Origin of the sequence: Janthinobacterium breve (assembly GCF_051380895.1) — a bacterium.
Lineage (GTDB): Bacteria > Pseudomonadota > Gammaproteobacteria > Burkholderiales > Burkholderiaceae_D > Janthinobacterium.
Window position 1 is genome coordinate 49074 of record NZ_JBNYXY010000007.1, and the last position, 21092, is coordinate 70165.

Annotated in this window: 12 protein-coding genes; 6 read left to right on the forward strand and 6 right to left on the reverse strand. The window is 64.9% G+C overall.

Features of this window, described 5'->3' with window-relative positions:
• Positions 1–51 precede the first annotated feature (51 nt).
• Entirely contained in the window at positions 52–7659 is a 7608-nt protein-coding gene (locus tag ACQ4W0_RS14760; RefSeq protein WP_436577396.1) for a glycosyl hydrolase family 18 protein, read from the forward strand.
• Positions 7660–7849: 190 nt separating this feature from the next.
• Positions 7850–9331: a serine hydrolase domain-containing protein gene (locus ACQ4W0_RS14765; RefSeq protein WP_436577397.1), complete on the forward strand. Its 1482-nt coding sequence runs from the start codon at positions 7850–7852 to the stop codon at positions 9329–9331.
• Here ACQ4W0_RS14765 and ACQ4W0_RS14770 read toward each other — a convergent pair.
• Together ACQ4W0_RS14770 and ACQ4W0_RS14775 are read right to left on the reverse strand one after the other, a co-directional pair.
• Positions 9328–10677, reverse strand: a complete 1350-nt coding sequence (locus tag ACQ4W0_RS14770) for a S41 family peptidase (protein WP_436577398.1) — start codon at positions 10675–10677, stop codon at positions 9328–9330. The two genes, ACQ4W0_RS14765 and ACQ4W0_RS14770, sit on opposite strands and share 4 nt — an antisense overlap.
• A 103-nt stretch (positions 10678–10780) precedes the next feature.
• A complete protein-coding gene (locus ACQ4W0_RS14775) occupies positions 10781–11359 on the reverse strand; it encodes a type 1 glutamine amidotransferase family protein (protein ID WP_436577399.1) in 579 nt (192 codons plus the stop codon).
• A 200-nt stretch (positions 11360–11559) separates the two neighbouring features.
• On the opposite strand from ACQ4W0_RS14775, the gene ACQ4W0_RS14780 reads away from it, so the two are divergent.
• Positions 11560–13200 carry a phosphoethanolamine transferase gene (locus tag ACQ4W0_RS14780; protein ID WP_436577400.1) on the forward strand — a complete coding sequence of 547 codons (1641 nt, stop codon included), beginning with the start codon at positions 11560–11562 and terminating at the stop codon, positions 13198–13200.
• Between the two features lie 90 nt (positions 13201–13290).
• Here ACQ4W0_RS14780 and ACQ4W0_RS14785 read toward each other — a convergent pair whose 3' ends face one another.
• Positions 13291–14064, reverse strand: coding sequence for a ferredoxin--NADP reductase (locus tag ACQ4W0_RS14785; RefSeq protein ID WP_102123883.1), 774 nt, complete (start codon positions 14062–14064; stop codon positions 13291–13293).
• A gap of 233 nt (positions 14065–14297) precedes the next feature.
• On the reverse strand, positions 14298–15443 hold the full coding sequence (locus ACQ4W0_RS14790) for an acyltransferase family protein (RefSeq protein WP_436577401.1): 1146 nt from the start codon (positions 15441–15443) through the stop codon (positions 14298–14300).
• A gap of 259 nt (positions 15444–15702) precedes the next feature.
• Here ACQ4W0_RS14790 and ACQ4W0_RS14795 point away from each other — a divergent pair, with 259 nt between their 5' ends.
• Complete coding sequence (locus ACQ4W0_RS14795) at positions 15703–17208, forward strand: DASS family sodium-coupled anion symporter (protein ID WP_436577402.1); 1506 nt, start codon at positions 15703–15705, stop codon at positions 17206–17208.
• A 19-nt stretch (positions 17209–17227) separates the two neighbouring features.
• Here the strand turns inward: ACQ4W0_RS14795 and ACQ4W0_RS14800 are convergent, their stop codons facing one another.
• Positions 17228–18076 (reverse strand): DUF2306 domain-containing protein, encoded by an 849-nt coding sequence (locus ACQ4W0_RS14800; RefSeq protein WP_436577403.1) that lies wholly within the window; start codon positions 18074–18076, stop codon positions 17228–17230.
• Positions 18077–18214: 138 nt separating this feature from the next.
• Here ACQ4W0_RS14800 and ACQ4W0_RS14805 point away from each other — a divergent pair, with 138 nt between their 5' ends.
• Positions 18215–19288, forward strand: coding sequence for a sensor histidine kinase (locus tag ACQ4W0_RS14805; protein WP_436577404.1), 1074 nt, complete (start codon positions 18215–18217; stop codon positions 19286–19288).
• A gap of 2 nt (positions 19289–19290) precedes the next feature.
• Positions 19291–20055 carry a LytR/AlgR family response regulator transcription factor gene (locus tag ACQ4W0_RS14810; RefSeq protein WP_436577405.1) on the forward strand — a complete coding sequence of 255 codons (765 nt, stop codon included), beginning with the start codon at positions 19291–19293 and terminating at the stop codon, positions 20053–20055.
• Here the strand turns inward: ACQ4W0_RS14810 and ACQ4W0_RS14815 are convergent.
• Entirely contained in the window at positions 20018–21064 is a 1047-nt protein-coding gene (locus ACQ4W0_RS14815; RefSeq protein WP_436577406.1) for an NADP-dependent oxidoreductase, read from the reverse strand. The genes ACQ4W0_RS14810 and ACQ4W0_RS14815 overlap by 38 nt on opposite strands.
• Between the last annotated feature and the right edge of the window lie 28 nt (positions 21065–21092).

The window sequence follows — 21092 nt, forward strand, 5'->3', positions numbered from 1 at the left end:
TCTTGTGGACTAGACTTTCATTTCCTTAATCGCCCTGGATACGGAGCCGAGATGAAAAAGTCTACCGCGGAATACGGATTGAAATGGCAGTTCCACAAGCGTAATGGTGTCGATACGATCGTGTTGCTGAATCAGGGGCAGCAGGATGTGTATATTTCCAAGCTGGAAATCACCCTGAATATCGCCATCGGCTACCTCAAAAACAAAAACAGCCTCGATACCATCATGGCGGGGAAAAAGATAGAAGAGAAGGATTGGCCGCAGAAGAAGGAAGAGTACTTCCTGGCCGAGATGAACAGGCACGAAGGCACTCTGGACGAACAGGCAATGTGCGCCACGGACGAGTTCTTTGCGCCATGGGGTGCGCTGGCCTCGTCGGAAGAGCATCCGGCGGACTATACGCGGAAGGTGGTCTACAAATCGGGCGGCTATGCAGCCGTGGTCAGCGTCGGCACGGAACAGACGGGCCGAATGGTCATCGACGGCATGCCGGAATATATCTACCAAATTGAGTATGCGCGCAAGCCGGCCGTGATTCCAGCCAACCTGGGCCGCGACCTGTCATATGTCAGCAGTTTCAAATACCTGGTCTGCCGCTCCTCGATCGATGGCCTGACCCGCCTGCCAACGATCCGCGTCCAGTTTGATGGCAGCGCCGACTGGCTGGAGGTGCCGCTAGACCTGCTGCAGGCCAGCATGGGCGACAAGCGCAGCCGCGTGATCGACCAGTCTTGCCGCAACCTGGTGACGGCCGCCGCCTTTTCGCGCCGCTCGCTCGGCTATTACGCGAACTATTTCGGCTACCAGCGCGACGTGTTCATCCGCGACGTGCCGTTCCAGAACATCAACGAGTTGTCGTATGGCATGTTCACGATCAATCCGGACGGCACGCCGGCCAGTGCCGACCACTGGGGCGATGATTGGCAGCTTTCCTCACTGCAATTCATGAAGCAGCTCAATCCCGACCTGAAAGTGCACCTGATCGTCGGCGGCTGGCCCAAGGTAATGGAATTCGAGGTGTGCGATTGCTTCAGCCTGCGCGAAATGCAGGAAGCGGCGTCGCGCGCGGTGCCGCTCAACAAGGATGTCACGGTCAGCGTGTACCGCATCATGAGCGGGCAGGAAGCGGTAGAAATGTACTATCGGCTGTGGGCGCCGCTGACGGTGAACGGCAGCGTGGTGCAGCCCAGCGCGACGGCCACCCGCTTTGCCTGGTCCAAGGCCTTCATTCCCACCTACCTCGATAACCGCTGGGCGGATGTGGGGCGCGCGGTGGGCAGCGAGACATTCGGCACGGGCGCACGCGGCGCTTATCCTCCGGAAGACAGCGTGCGCATCCAGTTGGCGCTGGCAGCTGCGCTGCAGCAGAAAATCCAGCCTGCTGCCGAGCTGTTCAGCATGGTTGGCAACGACCCGGTCAAGGCACAGCGCTTTGCCGAGGCGATGGTGCAAACCGTGGTGCTGATGGGGTTTGACGGCATTGAAATCGACTGGGAGTATCCGGGCAAGGACGACGGGCCCGCCTACGTGCGCATCCTGCAGGCGCTGCGCACCGCCGAGGCCAACGCCAGTTTCAATCCCGAGCAGCGCAAGATTTACCTGGGCATTGCCTCGCCAGCCGCGGCGGCAAAGATCCGCCTGATCGACAGCGGGGATTTGCCGTCCGGCAGCGACACCTATTGGCGCCCCATCGGACGTCTGGTCGACACCATCCACATGATGACGTATGACTATGGCGGCCCCTGGCTCACTTATTCGGATTTCAACGCGCCCATGCTGGCCGCTTCCGACGCCGGCGCGGGCGAACAGCCAAGCGGCGTGCGCGAAACGCTGACTACCATGCTCGGCTATGCCGACCGCCTGTGCTTTACGCGCCAGCAGCTCTCGCTGGGCCTGCCTATCTACGGGCGCGGCGTGAAAGTGGTGCCGGAAGCGGGCGGCCAGCGCGATCCCGACGCGCGCCTGGGCATCAATTGCCGCACGGATGGCCCCGCCGAAGGACAGTTCGCCGACCAGCCCGGCACTTATCTGTATAGCCATATCGCCAGCCAGATGAAGCTGGGCAGCCGCTCCGACAAGTTTCCCAATTTCGTGGCGCCCGGCTTGCATCCCAAGGCGCGCGCGCCGTATCTGTATGTGCCGGCGCACGATGGCATGCCGGCCATTTCCGTGACGTATGACGATCCCGCCTCGATACGCGAGAAGCTCCGCTATGCCAAGACAGAATCGCTGGGCGGTGTCATGGCCTGGGACCTGTCCGGCGACTTGCCGGCCAGCGACCCGCGCTCGCTGCTGCGCGCCATCGGCGACGAACTGCGCCAGGAACGCCCGCCAGCGCAGCCTGAACTGCTGACCTTACCCGATTCCAGTCTGTACCGGCGCGCGGCCAGGGCCGGTACGGCGTTGCCGGCCCGGCCACTGTGGAGCGCCGGCCGCGACTATGGTGCGCCGCTGGAAAGCCGCGACATGACGGTGAGCGCCGGGGTGCTGGCGATGGCGGCCCTGCCGGGAGGACGCCTGGCGCTGGCCTTGTCGGACGGCGCCGTGCAGATCATGGCGCCCAACCGTGCTGTCGCGCCGTGGGAGTGGGAAACCAAATCTGCCTGGCATCTGGCCGCGCCCGTGGTCTCCCTGCTGGCCTTGCCATCGGGGCGCCTGCTTGTGCTGCAGCAAAATGGCGAACTGGCGCGCATCGATGTGCAAGACAGCAAGGCGCCCGTCCTGCGCATCGCTGCCGGGCTGGCGCCGCAGGCGGGGAGCTTGCTGGCTGGCTGGGGCGAACAGGCGCTGTTCTTCGACGGCACGGCGCTGCACACTGTCACGGCACCGGCCCGGCGCGATCAGGCATGGCAGTTGTCGCCGTCCATGCCGCTGGCGGCGACGGCGCTCGTCGCGCTGCCGGGCGGTTTGCTGCTGAGCGGCGCGGCGCGCAGCGCCGAGGTGCCATCGGTGGCCTTGTGGAAGATAGAGGGCGGCAAGCTGGCGTTGCAGGCGGCCGTGCCCCGTTCTACGCGGGAGGACTGGGGCGCCATCGCCTTTTTGAGCGCCTTGTCCGACGGCTGCGTGGCGGTCCTGACGGCGAATGGCAATTACCAGGCCTACGGCCCGGCTGCCCTGCAGCCCGAACGTCCGCAGGCCGCCGCATGGGCGGCGCTCAGCGACGGCGAACAGGTCGGACGCGTGCTGCTGCCGCTGCCGCAGGGCGGCTTTCTCAGCATCAGCGACGGCGCATACATGTTCTGGGGCCGGCGCGGCAATGGCTATGTGATGCTGCAACGCCTCAGTTCCAGCCGTTCGGCCGACGCTGCCGTCGTGCTGGACAGCGGCGACGTGGTGATTGCCAAGGGACGCGAGTTGCGCTACCTGGCGGCGCGTGGCTGGCCGCGCGCGCAGGCTTGCCTTCAGCCCAGCTGGAATTGGCGCGATGCCGATGACGGCCGTTCCTGGCTACATCATCTGGCTGCCGCCGGCAACCAGGCCGGCATGGCGCAAGCCCTGGCGGAAGGGGCGCCGCCCGACCTGCTGGCCACCGATGCGGCCAGCGGCGCGCAGGAAAGCCTGGCCGAAACGGCCTTGCGCGCGCAGCACTGCGCCATCTTGCCCCAGCTGACTGCGGCCGGCGCCCCCTTGTGGAGCGGCGGCAACGCCGAGCGCACGAGCGCCTTGCTGAATGAACCCGTGCTGGCCGCCTTGCTGCCGCCCGAACTGCTGGCCAGCACGCCCTACCTGCTGCCCGACCTGCCGCTGGCGGGCGCGTCCATCGCGCCGGCAACCGCGGCCTTCCTGAGCGACAACCCGCGCATCGCCACCCTGATCGCCACCGCACTGGCGCCGGTGCTGCCGGAAACGGCGCGGCAGGTGCAGCATCTGGTGCAGGATTACGCCATCGATGATGCGCTGCTGGCGGCGGCGCGCGGGGAGGGCGACGCCTGCCTGATGCACCTGCTGGTGCCCGACGGCGCTCGGGCCGATGATTGCAAGCAGGCAGAAGGCGTGGGCGAGGATTTGCAGCAGGTGCTGGCGCAGCTGCTGGGCCAGCGCCATGCCGACCCCGACGCCTTCATCGCCGCCATCGACGCCATCTGGACGGCGGCGGACAAGGTGCGGCCGTGGCGCCGCCAGGAGTGCCGCCAACTGGTGGCCGCGGCTGCGCGCCCCAAGCGTCCGGACGCCTACCACCTCGTCAGCGAACCCGCCGTCTACGACCTGGCGCTGCTGCATTATGCCGCGCTGGTGGAACTGGGCTGGCCGGCGCCCGTTGGTGCGCCGCAAGAACCGCTGTCCCGGCGCGCGCCGGCCCACTATCGTATGCTGATGCAGGCCGGGCGCGACGCCCTGACGCCGAACGGCTGGGATGATCCCGTGCTGCGCCCCGGGCTGGCCGTGCAGGGCCTGCCGAGCGAAGTGACGGCCTTGCTGGAAATGGCGCCGTGGATGGCCGCGCCCATGGGGGCGGCAGCCGATGCCCTGGTCAGCGGCATGGGGGCCGCCGTGCGCGCCTATCACCAGCAGGAGCTGGACGCCGGCCGGCTGGTCGTGTCCGACCTGGCGGCGGTGCAGGACCCGTACACGGCGCTGGGGGAATTCTCTGGCGGTGCGGCCATGGCCGGCCTGGCCATGCAGCAATTGCTGCTGTGGTCTTGCACGACGCCGCAGGGCGCCGCTCTGGCCTTGCCCGCCGCCGCCGCATTGCTGGCCCTGCGCGCGCCCGCACCGTGGATACCGCAAGGCGATGTGAATGCCTATGCGCAACAGTGGTTCAGCTGGGCGGAAGATCCGCCGTATCTGGCGCAGGACCCGACGGCGCTGCCTGAGCAAACGGACGCGGTCACGCCGCTGCCAGCGCGCAGCAGCAATGCCCCGGTGCGCCGCGTGCTCGATGCCGTCGACGCGGCGGCCGTGCCGCCCGCGCCCGACATCGACGAAGAAGCCAGCCGCAGGCGGCGCCTGGAACAGACCGTGCGCGCCACGCAGATGAAATTCATGGTGCAGACGTGGCAAAACAATATGCTGGTCGACAGCAAGCTGCAGGCGCAGGAAGATGAGCGCCTGCTGAAAAGCCCGTACACGGCGCGCATCGACGAGCTGACCCGCAACGCGGCGCAGGCCGATGCGACCCTGAGCAATACCCGCGCGCGCCGCGAGCTGGTCAAGGACCTGGAAAACAAGCCGTTCGGCATGTCGGCGGCCGAGCTGCGCAAGGCGGGCATCGACGTCAAGTTGCCTGCGGGCATGAGCGAACATCAGTTGTTGCCCGACGACCTGTATGACGATGCCCTCGAGCACGAGCATACGCGGCTCGACGGCGTGGAAAAGGACGCGGTAGCGGCGCGCAGCAAGGCGATCGGCGAAGTCGACAGCCTGCGCCGCAAGCGCGACATGGATCCGCAGCGCCTGCGCCAGCTCGAGCAGCAGGCCAAGCTGAAGGGGCAGCTGGAGGCGGCCCAGCGCAAGATCAGCAAGATGCAGGATTACGCGCTGCTGGCCGACAGCATCGCCCATTATGGCTCCTCGGCGCTCGACTGGCTGCAGGACAAGGGCGTAATCTCGGGCAAGTTTGCGGAAGTGGCCAAGACCATCCTGACGTGGGCGAACCGCGTCGTGCAGATCGGCATCGCCGTGGCCACCATTGCCTACGGCTGGAAACAGATGCGCGCCATGCAGGGGCTCGGTTCCATCGGCAAGGGCGGCGACAGCATTTCCATGATGTTCTCCATCGGCATGGCCGCGTTCAATATCGTGCAGTGCGCCATTTATGGCCCGCCACCCGACCCGATGGAGGAAATGTACAAGGCCTTGAGCAAGCAGATCGAAGAGGTGGGCAAGGCATTGCAGGAAAGCCTGGCGGCCATGTCGCAGCAACTGGCGTCGATGCAGGCCGGCATCTACAACCGCCTGGACGGCATCGAGGACAAGATCGACGGCCTGGGGCGCGAACTGGGGCGCCAGGTGGCCGAACTGTCGGCGCAAATGGATGAAGGCTTTGCCGCCGGTCGCGCCGAGACGCGGCAAGCTACGGGGCAGGTGCTGCTGGCCATGCAACGGGGTTTCGACAGCGTCGAACGCCGTTTCGACCTGATCGAGGATAAGCTGGGCAGCGACTTGCATTATCTGCAAGAAATGATGACCGTGAGCCTGATGGATGACTATGCGACGATGGATATCGCCATTTTCAACGCCGAGACGGAAAGCTTGCACGCGGCGACGGCAGCGGCGGACGACGGCCCGCGCCTGGCCGATGACCCCGCGCGCCTGGCCGACTACCGCAACCGCCTGGTGAACGGCGTGCGCAACAAGCTGCTGGGCCTGCCGCGCCGGAAGCTGGAAGACACGCTCGACAGCAGCTGGCTGCAAACCTGGCCGCTGCCGACGGGCGTGGCGACGCGCCAGGCCGGGCAGGTGAGCATCAACCGCATCGGCGACTGCCATGATTTTTATGTGCGCCGCAGTACGGGGGCGGAGGAAGCCAGCCAGCGCGTGTATTTTTCTGCCGCCTATGGCAAGACGCTGGCCAGCCGCTTGTTGTGGGTGTCCGAACACCTGATGCAGTTCTCCGACCATCCGCAGGGCATGATTGCCGATCTGGACGAACTGATCGTGGCGCCGTCGGAAACGCTGGAAGGGTTTCTCAGCGATTTTGCCGACAATCAAGCGTTCCTCGACGGCTTGCTCGATGACTACGTGCAGGCGCTGGCCGGCCTGGGAGCGCGCTGCCGCGCCATCATTCCCGTACAGAACAGCCAGGAATGGCGGCTGCCGCCGGGCCGGCTGGGCGACGCCGCCTTGCTGCATGGCTTGATGTTCGACGCCGTTCCCGTGCTCGACCTGGCCGAGCTGGAAATGGAGAGCGTTGCCGCAACGCAACTGGCCGAGCGCGCCAGCCACCTGGGCAGCATGTCGCGCTTCCTGACCAGCCCCGGCCTGGGCTGGCGCGCGGTCAAGCTGCAGCGCGTGCTGGCCGTGGCCCACGTCTTGCGCGTGGCCGACCTGTCGCTGGTCAGCGACGAGAAGCAAGTCACGCTGTGGGTGGCCTTCCGCGGCGCGCGCCAGCCGGTGGCGCAGCTGCGCCTGGTGGCGGGGCAGGTGGTCGACAGCCAGTTGTTGATCATCGGCAATAGCCTGCTGGTGCAGATCCAGCGCGCGATGCATCCCGTGCAGCAGCGCTGGATTGCGCAATACAACGGCCGCATCGCGGCCGATGCGAAGGCGGAGCTGGCGGCGCTCGACGGCAGCGTGGCGCGCCTGATCCAGTTCATGGCGCTGGCGGGCCTGGCCGAGACGGCCATGTCGGAAACGCTGAGCCTGATCTGGACGTCGGGCCGTCTGGCCACCTATCTGGCCAGCCAGGCGAACCTGACGAGCAATGCGCAAGGCAACCAGTTCAGTCCGCCTGTCGCCGCCATGCTGCAAGCGGGCCAGGTCAGCGCCGATGCGGCACGCGCACGCTTGCGCGCCACCCTGGCGGCGCGCGCCGGCCGCGAGGCAGACGATGTGGGGCGCGATCCCCTGGTCGACAGGCTGCGCCAGGAAACGCATGCGCTGCTGGAACGCGCCCTGGCGCACCGCGCCATGCTGCAGCACTGCGTGCTGCCGCCACTGCTGGGAGCGTTGGATCCCGAGCCGGCGCCCAGGCTGCAGGGGGAGGGGGCCTTGACGTAGGCAAGCTGATGTATGCGCGTATATACATTTATTTGCAATAGTGCTATTTTGCAATAGTGGCCCCTTCAAGGCCACCATGCGCCGCATGCCCGACTTGGCCGGATATGCGGCGCTTTGTCGTCCGGGCCGCGCCAACGCAGCAGGCCCGCTTGCCCCGCATGATCCAGATTACGAGAGAGAGAGCCGTACGATGCGTGTTCATTTTTCATCCGCCGCCCTGGCCCTGACCCTGGCCTTCGCGGCAGCGTTTCCGGCAGGCGCCATGGGCGCCAGCACCTTGCCAGCCGCGCAGCAGCAAAACCAGGCCCAGCGGGATATCGCCGCCTTTGTGCGCAGCGAAATGCAGGAGCGCCAGATTCCAGGGTTGCAACTGGCAGTGATACAGCGCGGCAAGGTTGTGCTGTCGCGCAATTTCGGCCTGGCCAGCCTGCAATACCAGGTGCCTGTAACAGACGCCAGCCTGTTTTCCATCAATTCGGCGACGAAAGCGTTTGCGGGCGTGGCCGTGATGCAACTGGTGCAACAGGGCAAGATCGACCTGGCTGCACCGATCGGCCAGTACCTGACGGGATTGCCTTCAGCCTGGCAAGCCGTGACGGTGACCCAGTTGCTTAACCATACTTCGGGCTTGCCCGATGTGCTGGACCAGCGCAGCGGCAAGCTGGTGGGGCCGCAGCCGGACGACGCCGATGCGGCGTGGCAAGCCGTGCAGGCGCTGCCGGTGGAAGCCCAGCCAGGCGAGCGCTACCGCTATAACCAGACCAATTACGTGTTGCTGGCGCAATTGATCGAGCGGCAAAGCGGCCAGCCCTTTGTCTCCTACATCCAGCGGCAGCAGTTTGACGTGGCGGGCATGCCGCACAGCGGCTTTGGCGACGCGAAGGACGTGGTGGTGGGCAAGGCCAGTTCCTACGTGCTGGACAGGGGCGGCAAGGGTTACCGCAACGTGAACGAGGATTTTCCCGTGTTCATGCGCGCCGGGGCCGGCATCAACAGCAATGCGGGTGAACTGGCGAACTGGCTCATCGCGCTGCAGTCGGGACGCTTGCTGTCACCGGCCAGCGTGGCACGGCTGTGGCAGCCGACCAGCTTGAATGACGGCAAGCCGGCGCCGTGGGCGCTGGGCTGGCCCACCATCGGCCGCGATGCCCACCGCGCGGTGGCCGGCATCGGCGGCGCCCGTTCCGCCTTCTATGTGTATCCGGACGATGGCCTGGCCGTCATTATCCTCAGCAACCTGGCCGGCGGCCAGCCGGAACAGCTGATCGATACCGTCGCCGGCTTCTATATTCCCGCCCTGCGCCAGCAGCGCGGCGGCGCGTATGCCACGCATCTGCTGCGCAACACAGCGGCCAGCGACGGTTTCGACGGGCTGGACAAGAAATTGGCGGCCATCCGGCGTCAGCATGGGCTGTCTGCTCCCACCGAGGAAGACTTGAATGCCTGGGGCTACCGCCTGCTGCGCCGGCAGCAGCCGAAACAGGCAGTCGCCGTTTTCCAGCTAGGCGTGCAACTCTACCCGCAAGGGGCAAACGGCCACGACAGCCTGGCCGAAGCGTACGAGGCGGATGGTGCCACGGCGCTGGCCGTCACGCATTACCGCCGTTCGCTGGACCTGGACTCCGGCAACACGCACGCCGTGGCGCGCCTGCGCGTGCTGGCCGCCGACTAGGCCGGCGGGGCCGGGAGGGCCAGCACGGCGTCGATCAGTTCGCGTTCATTGTAGGGGCTGTCCGGCAGCACGATATCCGGCTGCAGGAGGACGGGGCCGCTCGTGCCCGCCGGTCGCTGGAAGAGCAGGCGCGGCACGCCCAGTTCCAGGCCACTGTTGGGCAGCACGAAACGCTGCGTACCGCCACTCTGGCGCGTGCGTGCCTGGCCTGCAGCTCCCACCACCTTGCCAAAGCCGAAGTCCTGCATGACATTGCTCAGAAGTACAGAGGAAGAATAGGTGCGGCCGCCCACCAGCAAATAGGTGGCGCCCGAGAAGTGCAGCGGATTGTCCAGTTGGGGCTGCTGCCAGGAAGTGATCTCGCCATCGATGACGTCACCCAGCTTTTCGCTCGCGCTGTCGCGTCCCTTGATGACTTTCTTGCGGTAGGTCGAGGCCCAGCGGTAGGGTTTGTCGGCGATATAGCGCAGCACGCCATCGATCCACATGTCGTCGTTGCCGCCGCCATTCTCCCGCACGTCGATCAGCAGCGTGCGCACGCCCGCCTCTTGCACCTGGCGGAAAGCGTTGGCCGTGAACGCCGTGAATTGCGCCTTGTCCGGCCAGGCGAAGGTATTGATGGTCAGCAATGCAGCCTTGCGGGGCAACAATTCGAAACGGAATTGCTGTGCGAAACTGCCATTGCCGGCCAGATAGGCGGGCAGGGTGGCGGCGCCGGCGACCGTCAATTGCTGGCCGTTGTCAAACTGCAAGGCATAGTTGTCCGGCGTGCCCAGTACTTTCCAGTACAGGAAAGGCCAGCGCAGCGACAGCAGGCTGGCGCGAAACGCGGCCGTGTCGCCGTGGCAGCGGATCAGCAAGTCGGCGATGATCTGGTCAGCCGGCACGCCATTGATGCTGGTGATGCGCGCGCCTTGCAGCGGCGACGGCGCACCGCCTAGCTGCGCGCGGATGCGCAGGGCGCCGCTAGTATCCAGGCTCATTTCATAGGGAAAGAAACTGCCGCCCGCGTCGAGGAAAGCCTGGCTTTGCGCCAGCGGTCCGGCTGGCGTGATGGCTAGGTGGCCGTCGGCGTAGAGGGGATTGAGCATGGCCAGCAGGCGCCAGGCCTGGTCAGGCGACATTGGCGCCTGCATTTGCTCCGCGATGTATGCGTAGGCTTGCCGCACGGCGGCGGGATCGGCGGAAAAATCCGGCTGCGGGTGCGTTGCGGCAATCGACTCCTGGACGTAGCGTAAGTCGGCGCGCAGCTGTTCCGGTGTCAACAGGGGTGAAGGCTGGGCCAGCGCCAGGGGCGTCCAGCACAACAGGATCAGGCAAGCTGGCAGGTATTTCAGGCGTCGCATCGCATCCTTCCGGGGGCAGGTAAGGGATGCACTTTAATCAAGTTGAGCGGATTCTGCCACCCCTTTGCGGCGGGCGGCAGAACTTGCGTACCAAGGAGCAAGATCAGGCGACGGAAGGCTGGCCGTGTTCAGCCCCGTGAAGCGCCAGGTAGGCCGTCAGGTTGTCGTCGTGAATGCCCAGGCTGCGCAGCACTTCGCGCGTAAAACTGACGGGCGCCGTGCCTGGCGCCGTGATGATGCGCTGGTCGGCCACGGCCCAGGGCACATCCTGGTACAGGGCGCCGCCCGCATAGCCGACATCGGCCAGGTTGTCGGCGGAATTGGAGGTGTGGCGCACGTTGTCGAGCACGCCCGCCTGCGCCAGCACGCGGGTGCCGTCGCAAATGCCGGCCAGCACCACGCCCTTGTCGCGCGCGGCGCGCAGCAACGGCCCCAGGTCGGGCGCCTTGCCGCTTTGCCAGTGGCTGCCGCCACACACCATGAGCAAGTCGAGTTCATCGAGTGAAATGGCTTCCAGCGCCAGTTGCGGCGTGACCTGCATGCCACCGGACGAAGTGACGGGCAGGCCGCCCGGCGTGGCGAACTGTGTATAAAAACCGTAATACAGGCGTGCCGTGGAGTTGAACAGGGCGGTTTCCCAATCGGCAAAGTTCTCGGTCAGTATGGTAATGGCACGTGTCATGAAAAAGTCCTGTCGCAGGTGGAGATATCAATAGTACAGGCTGGCTAGCCTGCTGCTGCCGAAAGCATAATAAAAAGTACTGACAATTTCTGTCAGGAGCACGCGTGAAATGATGGTACAGGCTGCAAGGGACTACGCTACAATCGTTGGCCCGTCCGCGCGGGCCGGTTCCCCTTGAATACCTGTTACCTGTCGCCTCCATGCTGATTCTGTTTTGCCGTGTCCTGTTCAGCATTGCTGGACTGCTGCTTTTCTTCCTCTTCGATCAGTTAAGCGCGAACGAATGCCTGAAATTGTGCGTCTTGCTGGCGGCCTTCCTGCTGGGCGTGGGCGGCGTGCTGCACGCCTGGCGCTGCAGCGCCAGGGCGGTCACCGTGCTGCTGCGCATCGTGGTGCCCGTGTTCTACCTCGACGCCGCCATCAAAGGGTTTTTGCGTGGCTATTTTGGCATGCGGCCGAATCCAAATGCCGTTTTACAGGCCATGTTTGCGACAGATCAAGCCGAAACGGGAGAATTTTTCCTGCACAACAGCATCGCCCTGGCGCAATCGGCGGGCTGGTTTGTGCTCGTGACGGCAGCGCTGCTGCTGGCTGACCGCCAACTGTTGCGCTGGCAAGCGGCGCGCGCCAGTCGCGCGCCGGGTCTGTTGCAAAAAGGCTTTGCCGCCAGCATGGCTGTCTTTCTCGTGCTGCTGCACGTCAATACCACCATGCGGCGCGAAAATCCGGCCCTGTTCTGGCCGCTGCGCTACCAGCAGTACAGTGCGCAGCTGGAGGCGATGAAATCCATGCAGCATGCGCTGACGGCGGCCATGGCAGCGCCGCGCGACTGGCATGTGCGCTATGCGGGCGAGGATGGCCGCACCGTCATCCTGGTGATCGGCGAGAGCACCAACCGCGCCTCGATGTCGCTGTACGGCTACCCGCGCGCCACCACGCCCCGGCTCGACGCCATGCGCGCCAAGCTGCTGGTGTTCAATGATGTGATTTCGCCCGCCTCCAGCACGGTGGAATCGATGATGACGATGCTCACGCCGGCCGATATCGGCAACCCCGATGCGTGGATGGCCAAGCCTAACCTGCTGATGCTGGCCGAGGCGGCCGGCTACAAGACGTTCTGGGTCTCGAACCAGACGCGCAACGACGGCTGGATCGGGCTGCTGGCGGGCGAGGCCGATGAAAGCGATTTCATCAACTACGGTACTGGACGTGGCGAAAACAATTTCGACGGCAAGCTGTTCCAGCCTTTCGCCCTTGCACTGGCCGATAGCGCGCCGAAAAAGCTGATCGTAGTGCACTTGCTGGGCGCCCATCCCAGCTATGACATGCGCTATCCCAGCCACTTTGCGCATTTCGACCAGACGCAGGACGCTGTCAGCGCGCAAATGGCCAGCCAGGGCAGGTCAGGCTGGATACGCAACCAGCGCGATGAGTACGATAACGCCATCCGCTATGGCGATTATGTGCTGGGCACCCTGATCGGCATGGCGGAAGAGGCCAAGACCGGGCGCGCCGCCTCGCTGCTGTTTGTTTCCGACCATGGCCAGGAAGTGGGCTACAGCCGCAATCATGCGGGTCATTCCGCGTCGGACAAGAGCGGCTATGAAATTCCCATGTTGATCTGGAGCAACCAGCAAGCGCCGCAATCGGCTGCCGCGCGCGCCGCCCTGGAAAACCGGCCGTATCAGACGGACAAGCTCGATGCGACCGTGCTGGGCCTGCTGAAGATCGAGACGCGTTATTACGCGGCGCATGATGATATCCTCAGCAGCGCCTTTCAGCCCGTGCAGCGCTTCATGAATGGCTTGCATTACCAGCGCGGGGCAGCGCTGGCCCGCTGAAGCGCCAATGAAAAAGGCCCGGCGCCGCCGCAGGAAGCGGCGGGGCCGGGCCCCTGCTGTGTTGCGGATGACTTGCGGATGACTTGCGGATTACTTCTCGGCGAACGCGCGCTCGACAACGAAGTCGCCAGGCGTCGAGGTATTGCCTTCCTTGAAGCCACGCGCTTCCAGCATCTCTTTCAGGTCGCGCAGCATGTCCGAGCTGCCGCAGATCATGACGCGGTCTTCGGCCGGGTTCAGCTCCGGCAAGCCCAGGTCTTCGGCCAGCTTGCCGTTCTCGATCAGTGCCGTGATGCGGCCCATGTTGCGGAAGTCTTCGCGCGTCACGGTCGGGTAGTAGCGCAGCTTGTCGCTGACCATTTCGCCCAGGAATTCATGTTTCGGCAGATGCTCTTCCAGCAGCTCGCGGTAGGCCAGTTCATCGACCTGGCGCACGCCATGCACGAGGATCAGCTGGTCGAAGCGCTCGTAGATGTCCGGATCGCGCACGATGCTGAGGAAAGGCGCCAGGCCCGTGCCCGTCGACAGCATGTACAGGCGCTTGCCTGGCAGCAGGTAGTCGGACACCAGGGTGCCCGTCGGCTTGCGCCCGACGATGACGGTGTCGCCCACTTGCAAGTGTTGCAAACGCGACGTCAAGGGGCCGCCCGGCACCTTGATGCTGAAAAATTCCAGGTGCTCTTCGTAATTGGCGCTGGCGATACTGTAGGCGCGCAGCAATGGCTTGCCATCGACGCGCAGGCCGATCATGGTGAAATGGCCATTCGAGAAACGCAGCGACGGGTCGCGCGTGGTGGTAAAGGAGAACAGGGTATCCGTCCAGTGGTGCACGCTTAATACGCGCTCTTCATTCATCGAACTCATAGTGTTTGTTGGCTGGTCAAAAAAATGGTTAGTTGCTGGCAACTGCTGGCAAAAGTGAAACCCTGTGTAGGCCCAGACGCTATTGTACTGGCGTCCACACGAAATTGTTACCGTCTATCGCCGCCAATGCTGCCGCACACGGTGCCGACATTATAGTGCGGATGGCAAGTTCGGGCTGGAATTTGCCCGGAAACGGGCTGTGGACATGCGCTTGCTTGACCTGGCTCACTTTTTTAAGGCGCCGCTCCAGGGCTGCCGCCCGCGCGTGCAGGCACGGCCGTGGCGGCGCCCCGGAAGCGCCGGCGCAGGGCGGTATTGGCCGGTTCGGACACGGTGCGGGCGACGAGGGCGGCTGCCAGCGCCGTCGCAGCCAGGAAGAGCGCCAGCCACGGCAGGCGCTCCGCGTAGCCCAGGCCCGCCTTGTCGACCACATTGCGCATGGCGGCCAACACGATGATATGGAACAAGTACAGCTCATAGCTGTGCCGTCCCAGCCATTGCAGCGGACCGGGGCGGCCCTGGCTGGCCGCCTGGCCCGCCGTGGCGCCCACGAGGAAGGCGGCGCTGGCCAGCGCGATCGCGCTGAAGCCGAAGACTTCATGGCCGCCGATGCCGCGCACATACAGGGCCGCCAGGGCCAGGCCCGCCACCCAGCGCAAGAGTTGCCCGGCACGCGTGCCCGGCTGCCAGTGTTGTGTCAGCAGGGCCGTCAGGCAGCCGATGGCGATGGCGTCGAAACAGGCGACATAGCCATACATGAAATAGATTTCGTTGTCCGCGTGCAGGTTGCGATAAACGGGGCCGGCCACGATGGCGGCGCCGCACAGCAGCATGATCGCCTGGCGCCAGCGCAGGAAGCGGCACGACAGCGGCAGCAGCAGATAAAACATTTCCTCGACCGATAGCGACCAGTACACGTTCAGGCAATAATTGAAATAGCCGGCGCTTTGCATCAGCACGTTGTGCCAGAAGGTCAGTATGGAAGCGATGGCGATGACGAAATAGCTGGCTGGCAAGTCCTTGCCGCCATCCGAATTGGCAAAGAAGGGCACGTCCAGCACGCCCAGCAGCACGATGAGTGACAGGGCCAGCAGCAGCGCCGGTAGCAGGCGGGCGATGCGGTAAGCATAAAACGCCGCCAGGTCGATGCGCGCCAGGTCACCCCAGCGGCGTAGCGAAGTCGAGGTGATCAGGTAACCGGAAATAACGAAGAACATGGTCACGCCGTAATTGCCTTGGTAGGCGGCGCCCAGCAGCCAGGCCGGCAAGTCCGAGAGCGGGCTGTTCTTCAAGCCATAGGCCAGCGCGAAGTGCAGCACCAGCACGCACAGGATGGCCGCGCCGCGCAGGGCGTCGATATGATGGTTGCGGGCTTGCAATGGTGTCCTTGTCGGCTTTGCTTGCATGAGGGGCGATTATGTGAGATATGTCGCTCGCAGGTCAACGATTTTGCAATTGCCGGGAAGGGCGCGCCGAATGGAGCAGGGGGCGGGGACGCCTTGCGTGTATGATATTGCCGAACAGAATTGTTGGGCATCTGTCATCTTGCGGGCGCGCTATTTGTGCCTCCCAGCCCATGAATCAGCGTGCGCGATTCCCACCGGCAAGATGCCTGACCCACAGCGAAAGGTAATAAAGATGTATAAAACAGTGCGCGACATGTTCCTGCATTTCAAGGAAGCCGTCCCATTCCGCCTTGTCCCCGCCCTGATTTGCACGGCCTTGCTGGTGAGCATGCTATTGCTGCCGGCGCCGGACGGCTTGACGCCCAAGGCCTGGGGCCTGGTGGCGATTTTCCTTACCACCATCCTGGCGATCATATTAAAAGTCATGCCCATCGGCGTGATGGCCATGATGGCCATCGTCATCGTGTCATTGTCGCAAGTAACGTCAACCTCGTCCAAGGGCGCCATCACGGATGCGCTCAGCAGTTTCTCGAATCCCTTGATCTGGCTGATCGTCGTGGCTATTTTGATTTCGCGCGGCCTGAAAAAGACGGGGCTAGGCAGCCGCATCGGCCTGCTGTTCATTTCCCTGCTGGGCAAGCGCACCATGGGCATCGGCTACGGCCTGGCAATTTGCGAACTGGTGCTGGCGCCCTTTACGCCGAGTAACACGGCACGCGGTGGCGGCATTGTCCACCCCGTCATGAAATCGATCGCCAACGCCTTCGATTCGGACCCTGCCAAGGGCACGGAAGGTAAAGTCGGCACGTATCTGGCCCTCGTCAACTATCATGCCAACCCCATCACCTCGGCCATGTTCCTCACAGCCACGGCGCCCAATCCGCTGGTGGTCGACTTCGTGGCCAAGGCCAGCGGCCAGAGTTTCCACCTGACGTGGACCACCTGGGCCCTGTGCATGCTGCTGCCGGGCCTGGTGTGCCTGCTGCTCATGCCCTTGATTATCTACTGGCTGTCGCCGCCGGAACTGAAAGCCACGCCGGACGCCGTCACCTACGCCAAGGCGGAGCTGAAAAGCATGGGCCCGCTGTCGCCATCGGAAAAAGTCATGCTGGGCACCTTTGCCCTGCTGCTGTTGCTATGGGCCAACGTGCCCGCCATGCTGTTCGGTCCCGCGTTTTCGCTCGATGCGACGGTGGTGGCCTTCGTCGGCTTGTTCGTGCTGATCATCACGGGCACCATCGACTGGGACGACGTGCTGTCCGAGAAGAGCGCCTGGGATACCCTGGTGTGGTTCGGCGCGCTGGTGATGATGGCCGAGCAGTTGAACAAGACGGGCGTGATCGCCTGGTTCTCGGCCGGCATGAAGGCGGCCATCGTCGCCAGCGGCATGGACTGGCTGCCGATAGCCGCCGTCCTGGTGCTGGTGTTTGTCTTCTCGCATTACTTCTTTGCCAGCACGACGGCCCACATCAGCGCCATGCTGCTGGCGTTCCTGACGGTGGGCTTGCACCTGATCCCGGCCGAATACCACGTGCCCTTCATGCTGATGATGACGGCCGGCTCGGCCATCATGATGACCCTGACCCACTATGCGACAGGCACGTCGCCCATCATCTTCGGCAGCGGCTTCGTGACGATGGGCAACTGGTGGCGCGTCGGCTTCATCATGTGCGTGGTGGAACTGCTGATCTTTGCCGTTGTCGGCACGACTTGGTGGAAATTGCTCGGCTACTGGTAAGGCAGTGCGTCAGCTCGCCTCAACCATGCATGCGCGGCAACCACATGCCCATGCTGGCGACGGCGATGCCCGCGACCATTGCCACTGTCAGGAGCGACAGCAGCGCCGCCATCGTCCAGCTGGCTACCGCGCTGCCGCCGTCGCGGCTGCGCAAATATCCCTCCAGCACGGCCAGCGGTAGCAGATACTGGGCAAACGCCAGTAAGCTGAGGGCCGGTCCCGTGAAGGTAGTCGGATCGAAACCGGCCGGGCCGCCGTTGACGGCCAGCCAGAACATCAGGCCGACACGGAAGAACCACACGCCGCTGACCGCCAGGAACAGCCGCAGTGCCCAGCGCCGGTGCGCGGCAATATCGCGCTGCAAGGCGCGGCGCAGGGCCAGGCCCGCGAACAGCAGCACCAGCACGGCATTGAGGCTGGTGCCGATGTGCTGCACCACGTCGCCGACGGCGCCGCGCCACCACAACATGTAGATGCCTGACAGCGCGGCGAGTACGGCGCCGGCCAGGTACACGCGCCCGTTCCACCGGTGCACGCGGGGAGCGATGCGGCGCAGCTGCGGCAGCAGTTGCAGGGCGCCGCCCAGCATGATGACGGCCGCCAGCAGCAGGTGGATGCCGGTGGCCAGGTTGCCCACGCCATCGCCGGGCACGTGGCCGTGCGACATGACCGCGTTCCAGCGCTGGAAGTTGCCGTGCAGGCCATGCCCACCGTACAGGACCACGATGTAAGCGGCAAACACCAGCTGGCCGATGACGGTGGCCGCGAACCAGAATGTGGCGGCGGCTGACAGCGCCGCACCGGCCCGCGGCGTCGATGCGGCCCGGTGCGGCGCGGAAGCGGAAATTGCTGAAATTGCGGATGGCATGGCGTGTCTCCTGACAGTGTTGTGCAGCCATCAAGATAGGCGCGCGCCTCCAGCGTGGGCGCGATCAGGCGCCGCCGGTGCGACGAACGGCGGTTTTCAGGGCTTGAACGGCGGGCGTATCGCGGGTATGGTGATGCCATGACCTCTGCGCCCGCCACCACCCGCCGCTACGCCGCGCTCCTGCCCAGCGCGCGGCAGGCGCTCGTCGTGACGGTCTTCACCTTGTTGCTGTCGTGGCTGCTGCACCTGCTTAGCGGGACTTCTTACCTGGGCGTGTTCGGGCGTATCGGTTTTATCGGTGCCGCCTTGCTGCTGGCGTATTCGGCGGCAGGCGCCCTGCGTCCACGCCGGCTGTCCCTGGCGGCGGCAAGAGTGGGCGCCGTGGTGCTGATGGCGCCCGTGGCCGCCTTCGTGACGGCGCTGGCCACGCAGCGCAGCCAGTTCTTTACCTACCTTGCGCAAACGCAAACCCTCGTCGGCCACTTCCTGATGGTATTCCTGGCCATCGTCTTTGGCGTGTCGTTTGCTCTGCTGGCCATGCGCAGCGAACGGCGCGAGCGCGAACGGGCTGACCGCCTGCAGGCCGAGCTGGTCAACAGTTCGTTGCAGCGCGAATTGCTGGACGCGCGCCTGCGCCTGCTGCAGGCGCAGATCGAGCCGCATTTCCTGTTTAACACCCTGGCCAATGTCGAAGCGCTGGTGGCGACCGGCTCGCCGCAGGCGGGGCCCGTGCTGCGCCAGCTGATCGCCTATCTGCGCGCCGCCATGCCGCGCCTGAACGACGGGGCCGCCACCCTGGAGCAGGAACTGCAGCTGGTGCGCGCCTACCTTGCACTGATGCAGATGCGGATGCCGGACCGCCTGCAATTTTCCGTCGCCGGCTGCGTGCAGGCGGCCGCCTTGCGCTTTCCGCCGATGGCGCTGTTGACACTGGTGGAAAACGCCGTGCGCCATGGCATCGATCCCGGCGTGGCAGGCGGGCGCATCGATGTGGGCACGGAAGTGGAGCCTGCCAGCGGCAAGGTGCGCGTCTGGGTCAGCGACACGGGCGTGGGCATGGTGGAGACGGCGCAGCCGGGCACCGGCCTGAGCAATGTGCGCAGCCGCCTGCTGGCCGTGTATGGCCCCGGCGCCCGCCTCGAACTGCATGCCGTCGCGCCGCAGGGCGTGCGCGCCGAGCTGCATTTCATCCTTCCTGGAGACACGCGTTGAACATGACGACCGCCCTGATCGCCGACGACGAACCGCTGCTGCGCGAGCGCCTGCGCAGCCATCTGGCCACCTTGTGGCCCCAGTTGCGCGTCATCGGCGATGCGCGCAATGGCGCCGAAGCGCTGGAACTGTTTGAGCTGCATCAACCCGACATTGTCTTTCTTGACATCCGCATGCCGGGCATGGATGGCATCGCCACGGCGCGCGCGCTGGCCCGCCGCGCGCACCTGGTGTTCGTCACCGCGTATGACCAGTATGCCTTGCAGGCGTTCGAGCAGGGCGCCATCGATTACCTGGTCAAACCCGTCGATCCGCTTCGCCTGGCCGATACGGTGCAGCGCTTGCAAGAGCGGCTCGCCAGTCCGCTGGCGGCCGGCAACGGGCTGGACGCCATGCTTGACCAGCTGGCCAGCAGGCTGAGCCAGCGCGCCGCGCCGCCTGCCTGGCTGCAATGGATCAAGGCGTCTGTGGGCAGCAGCGTGCGCCTGATTCCCGTCGAGCAAGTGCGCTATCTGCGTGCCGAAGAGAAATACACGCTGGTGGCATGGGAAGAGGGCGAGGCCCTGATACGCACCAGCATCAAGGAACTTGGCGAGCAACTGGACCCCGGCCGCTTCGTGCAGACGCACCGTTCCGTTATCGTCAACCTGGCGTATGTCGGTGCCGTTACGCGGGGCGTGAATGAAACGGCGCAGCTGCAGTTGCGGGGCAGCAGCGACACCTTGCCCGTCAGCCGCAGCTATCTGCACCATTTCCGGCAGATGTGATTGCATTGACGGGCAACTGCACCACCACCTTGCCGCGCGCGCGCCCCTGCGCCAGGTAAGCAAGCGCCTGTTTTGCCTCAAGAAAAGGAAACACCTTGTCGATCACGGGGCGGATGCTTCCCGCTTCCAGCAGGCCGGCGATCTGCGCCAGCTGGCTGCCGTCGGGGCGCACGAAGTGGAAGGCATAGTCCGCGCCGCGCCGCTTCGCCAGGCCGATGATCTTGCGGCTGAGCAAACCAAACACCAGTTTCAGCACGAGGTTCATGCCGCGCGCGCGGGCGAAAGCGGCGTCCGGCGGGCCGATCAGCGAGACGACATGGCTGCCGGGCTTGACGATGCGCAAGGCCTTTTCCAGCCCGTCGCCGCGCACCGTGCCCAGCACGGCGTCGTAATCGCGCAGCACCTGCTCGAAAGGCTGTTGCTTGTAGTCGACCACCTCATCGGCGCCCAGGCCGCGCACCAGTTCGACATTGGCCGTGCTGGTGGTGGTGCCCACGCGGGCGCCCAGGTGTTTGGCCAGCTGGATGGCAAACGTGCCGATGCCGCCGGAACCGGCTGGAATGAACACTTTCTGGCCCGGTTTGAGGTGCATGCGCTCATGCATGGCTTGCCACGCCGTCAGGCCCACCATGGGAATCGACGCCGCTTGAACGAAATCGAGGTTGGCGGGCTTCATGGCGGCCGCAGGCTCGGGCACGACGGCAAATTCGGCCAGGCTGCCGTATGGCGTGTCGAAAATACTCGCATACACGGCGTCGCCCACCTTGAAGCGCGTGACGGCGCTGCCCACGGCCACGACGATGCCGGCGACGTCGCTGCCCAAGGTGGCCGGCAAGCGCAGTTTCAATATGGGCTTGAAGTCGCCCCTGGGAATCAGATAATCGATGGGATTCAGTCCCACGGCGTGCACCTGCACCAGCAGTTCGCCGGGACCGGGCGCGGGGCGGGGCAGTTCGGCAAACGCGATGTGATCGGGGCCGCCGTATTGTTTGAGTTGCAATGCTTGCATGATATTCTCGTTGAAGGGGAAAAAGGCG

Excerpts from the sequence above, each read along its gene's own strand:
- ACQ4W0_RS14815 (WP_436577406.1), bottom strand. The coding sequence starts at position 21,064 with ATGCAAGCATTGCAACTCAAACAATACGGCGGCCCCGATCACATCGCG.
- ACQ4W0_RS14765 (WP_436577397.1), top strand. The coding sequence starts at position 7,850 with ATGCGTGTTCATTTTTCATCCGCCGCCCTGGCCCTGACCCTGGCCTTC.
- ACQ4W0_RS14810 (WP_436577405.1), top strand. The coding sequence starts at position 19,291 with ATGACGACCGCCCTGATCGCCGACGACGAACCGCTGCTGCGCGAGCGC.
- ACQ4W0_RS14775 (WP_436577399.1), bottom strand. The coding sequence starts at position 11,359 with ATGACACGTGCCATTACCATACTGACCGAGAACTTTGCCGATTGGGAA.
- ACQ4W0_RS14760 (WP_436577396.1), top strand. The coding sequence starts at position 52 with ATGAAAAAGTCTACCGCGGAATACGGATTGAAATGGCAGTTCCACAAG.
- ACQ4W0_RS14770 (WP_436577398.1), bottom strand. The coding sequence starts at position 10,677 with ATGCGACGCCTGAAATACCTGCCAGCTTGCCTGATCCTGTTGTGCTGG.
- ACQ4W0_RS14800 (WP_436577403.1), bottom strand. The coding sequence starts at position 18,076 with ATGCCATCCGCAATTTCAGCAATTTCCGCTTCCGCGCCGCACCGGGCC.
- ACQ4W0_RS14780 (WP_436577400.1), top strand. The coding sequence starts at position 11,560 with ATGCTGATTCTGTTTTGCCGTGTCCTGTTCAGCATTGCTGGACTGCTG.
- ACQ4W0_RS14795 (WP_436577402.1), top strand. The coding sequence starts at position 15,703 with ATGTATAAAACAGTGCGCGACATGTTCCTGCATTTCAAGGAAGCCGTC.
- ACQ4W0_RS14785 (WP_102123883.1), bottom strand. The coding sequence starts at position 14,064 with ATGAGTTCGATGAATGAAGAGCGCGTATTAAGCGTGCACCACTGGACG.
- ACQ4W0_RS14805 (WP_436577404.1), top strand. The coding sequence starts at position 18,215 with ATGACCTCTGCGCCCGCCACCACCCGCCGCTACGCCGCGCTCCTGCCC.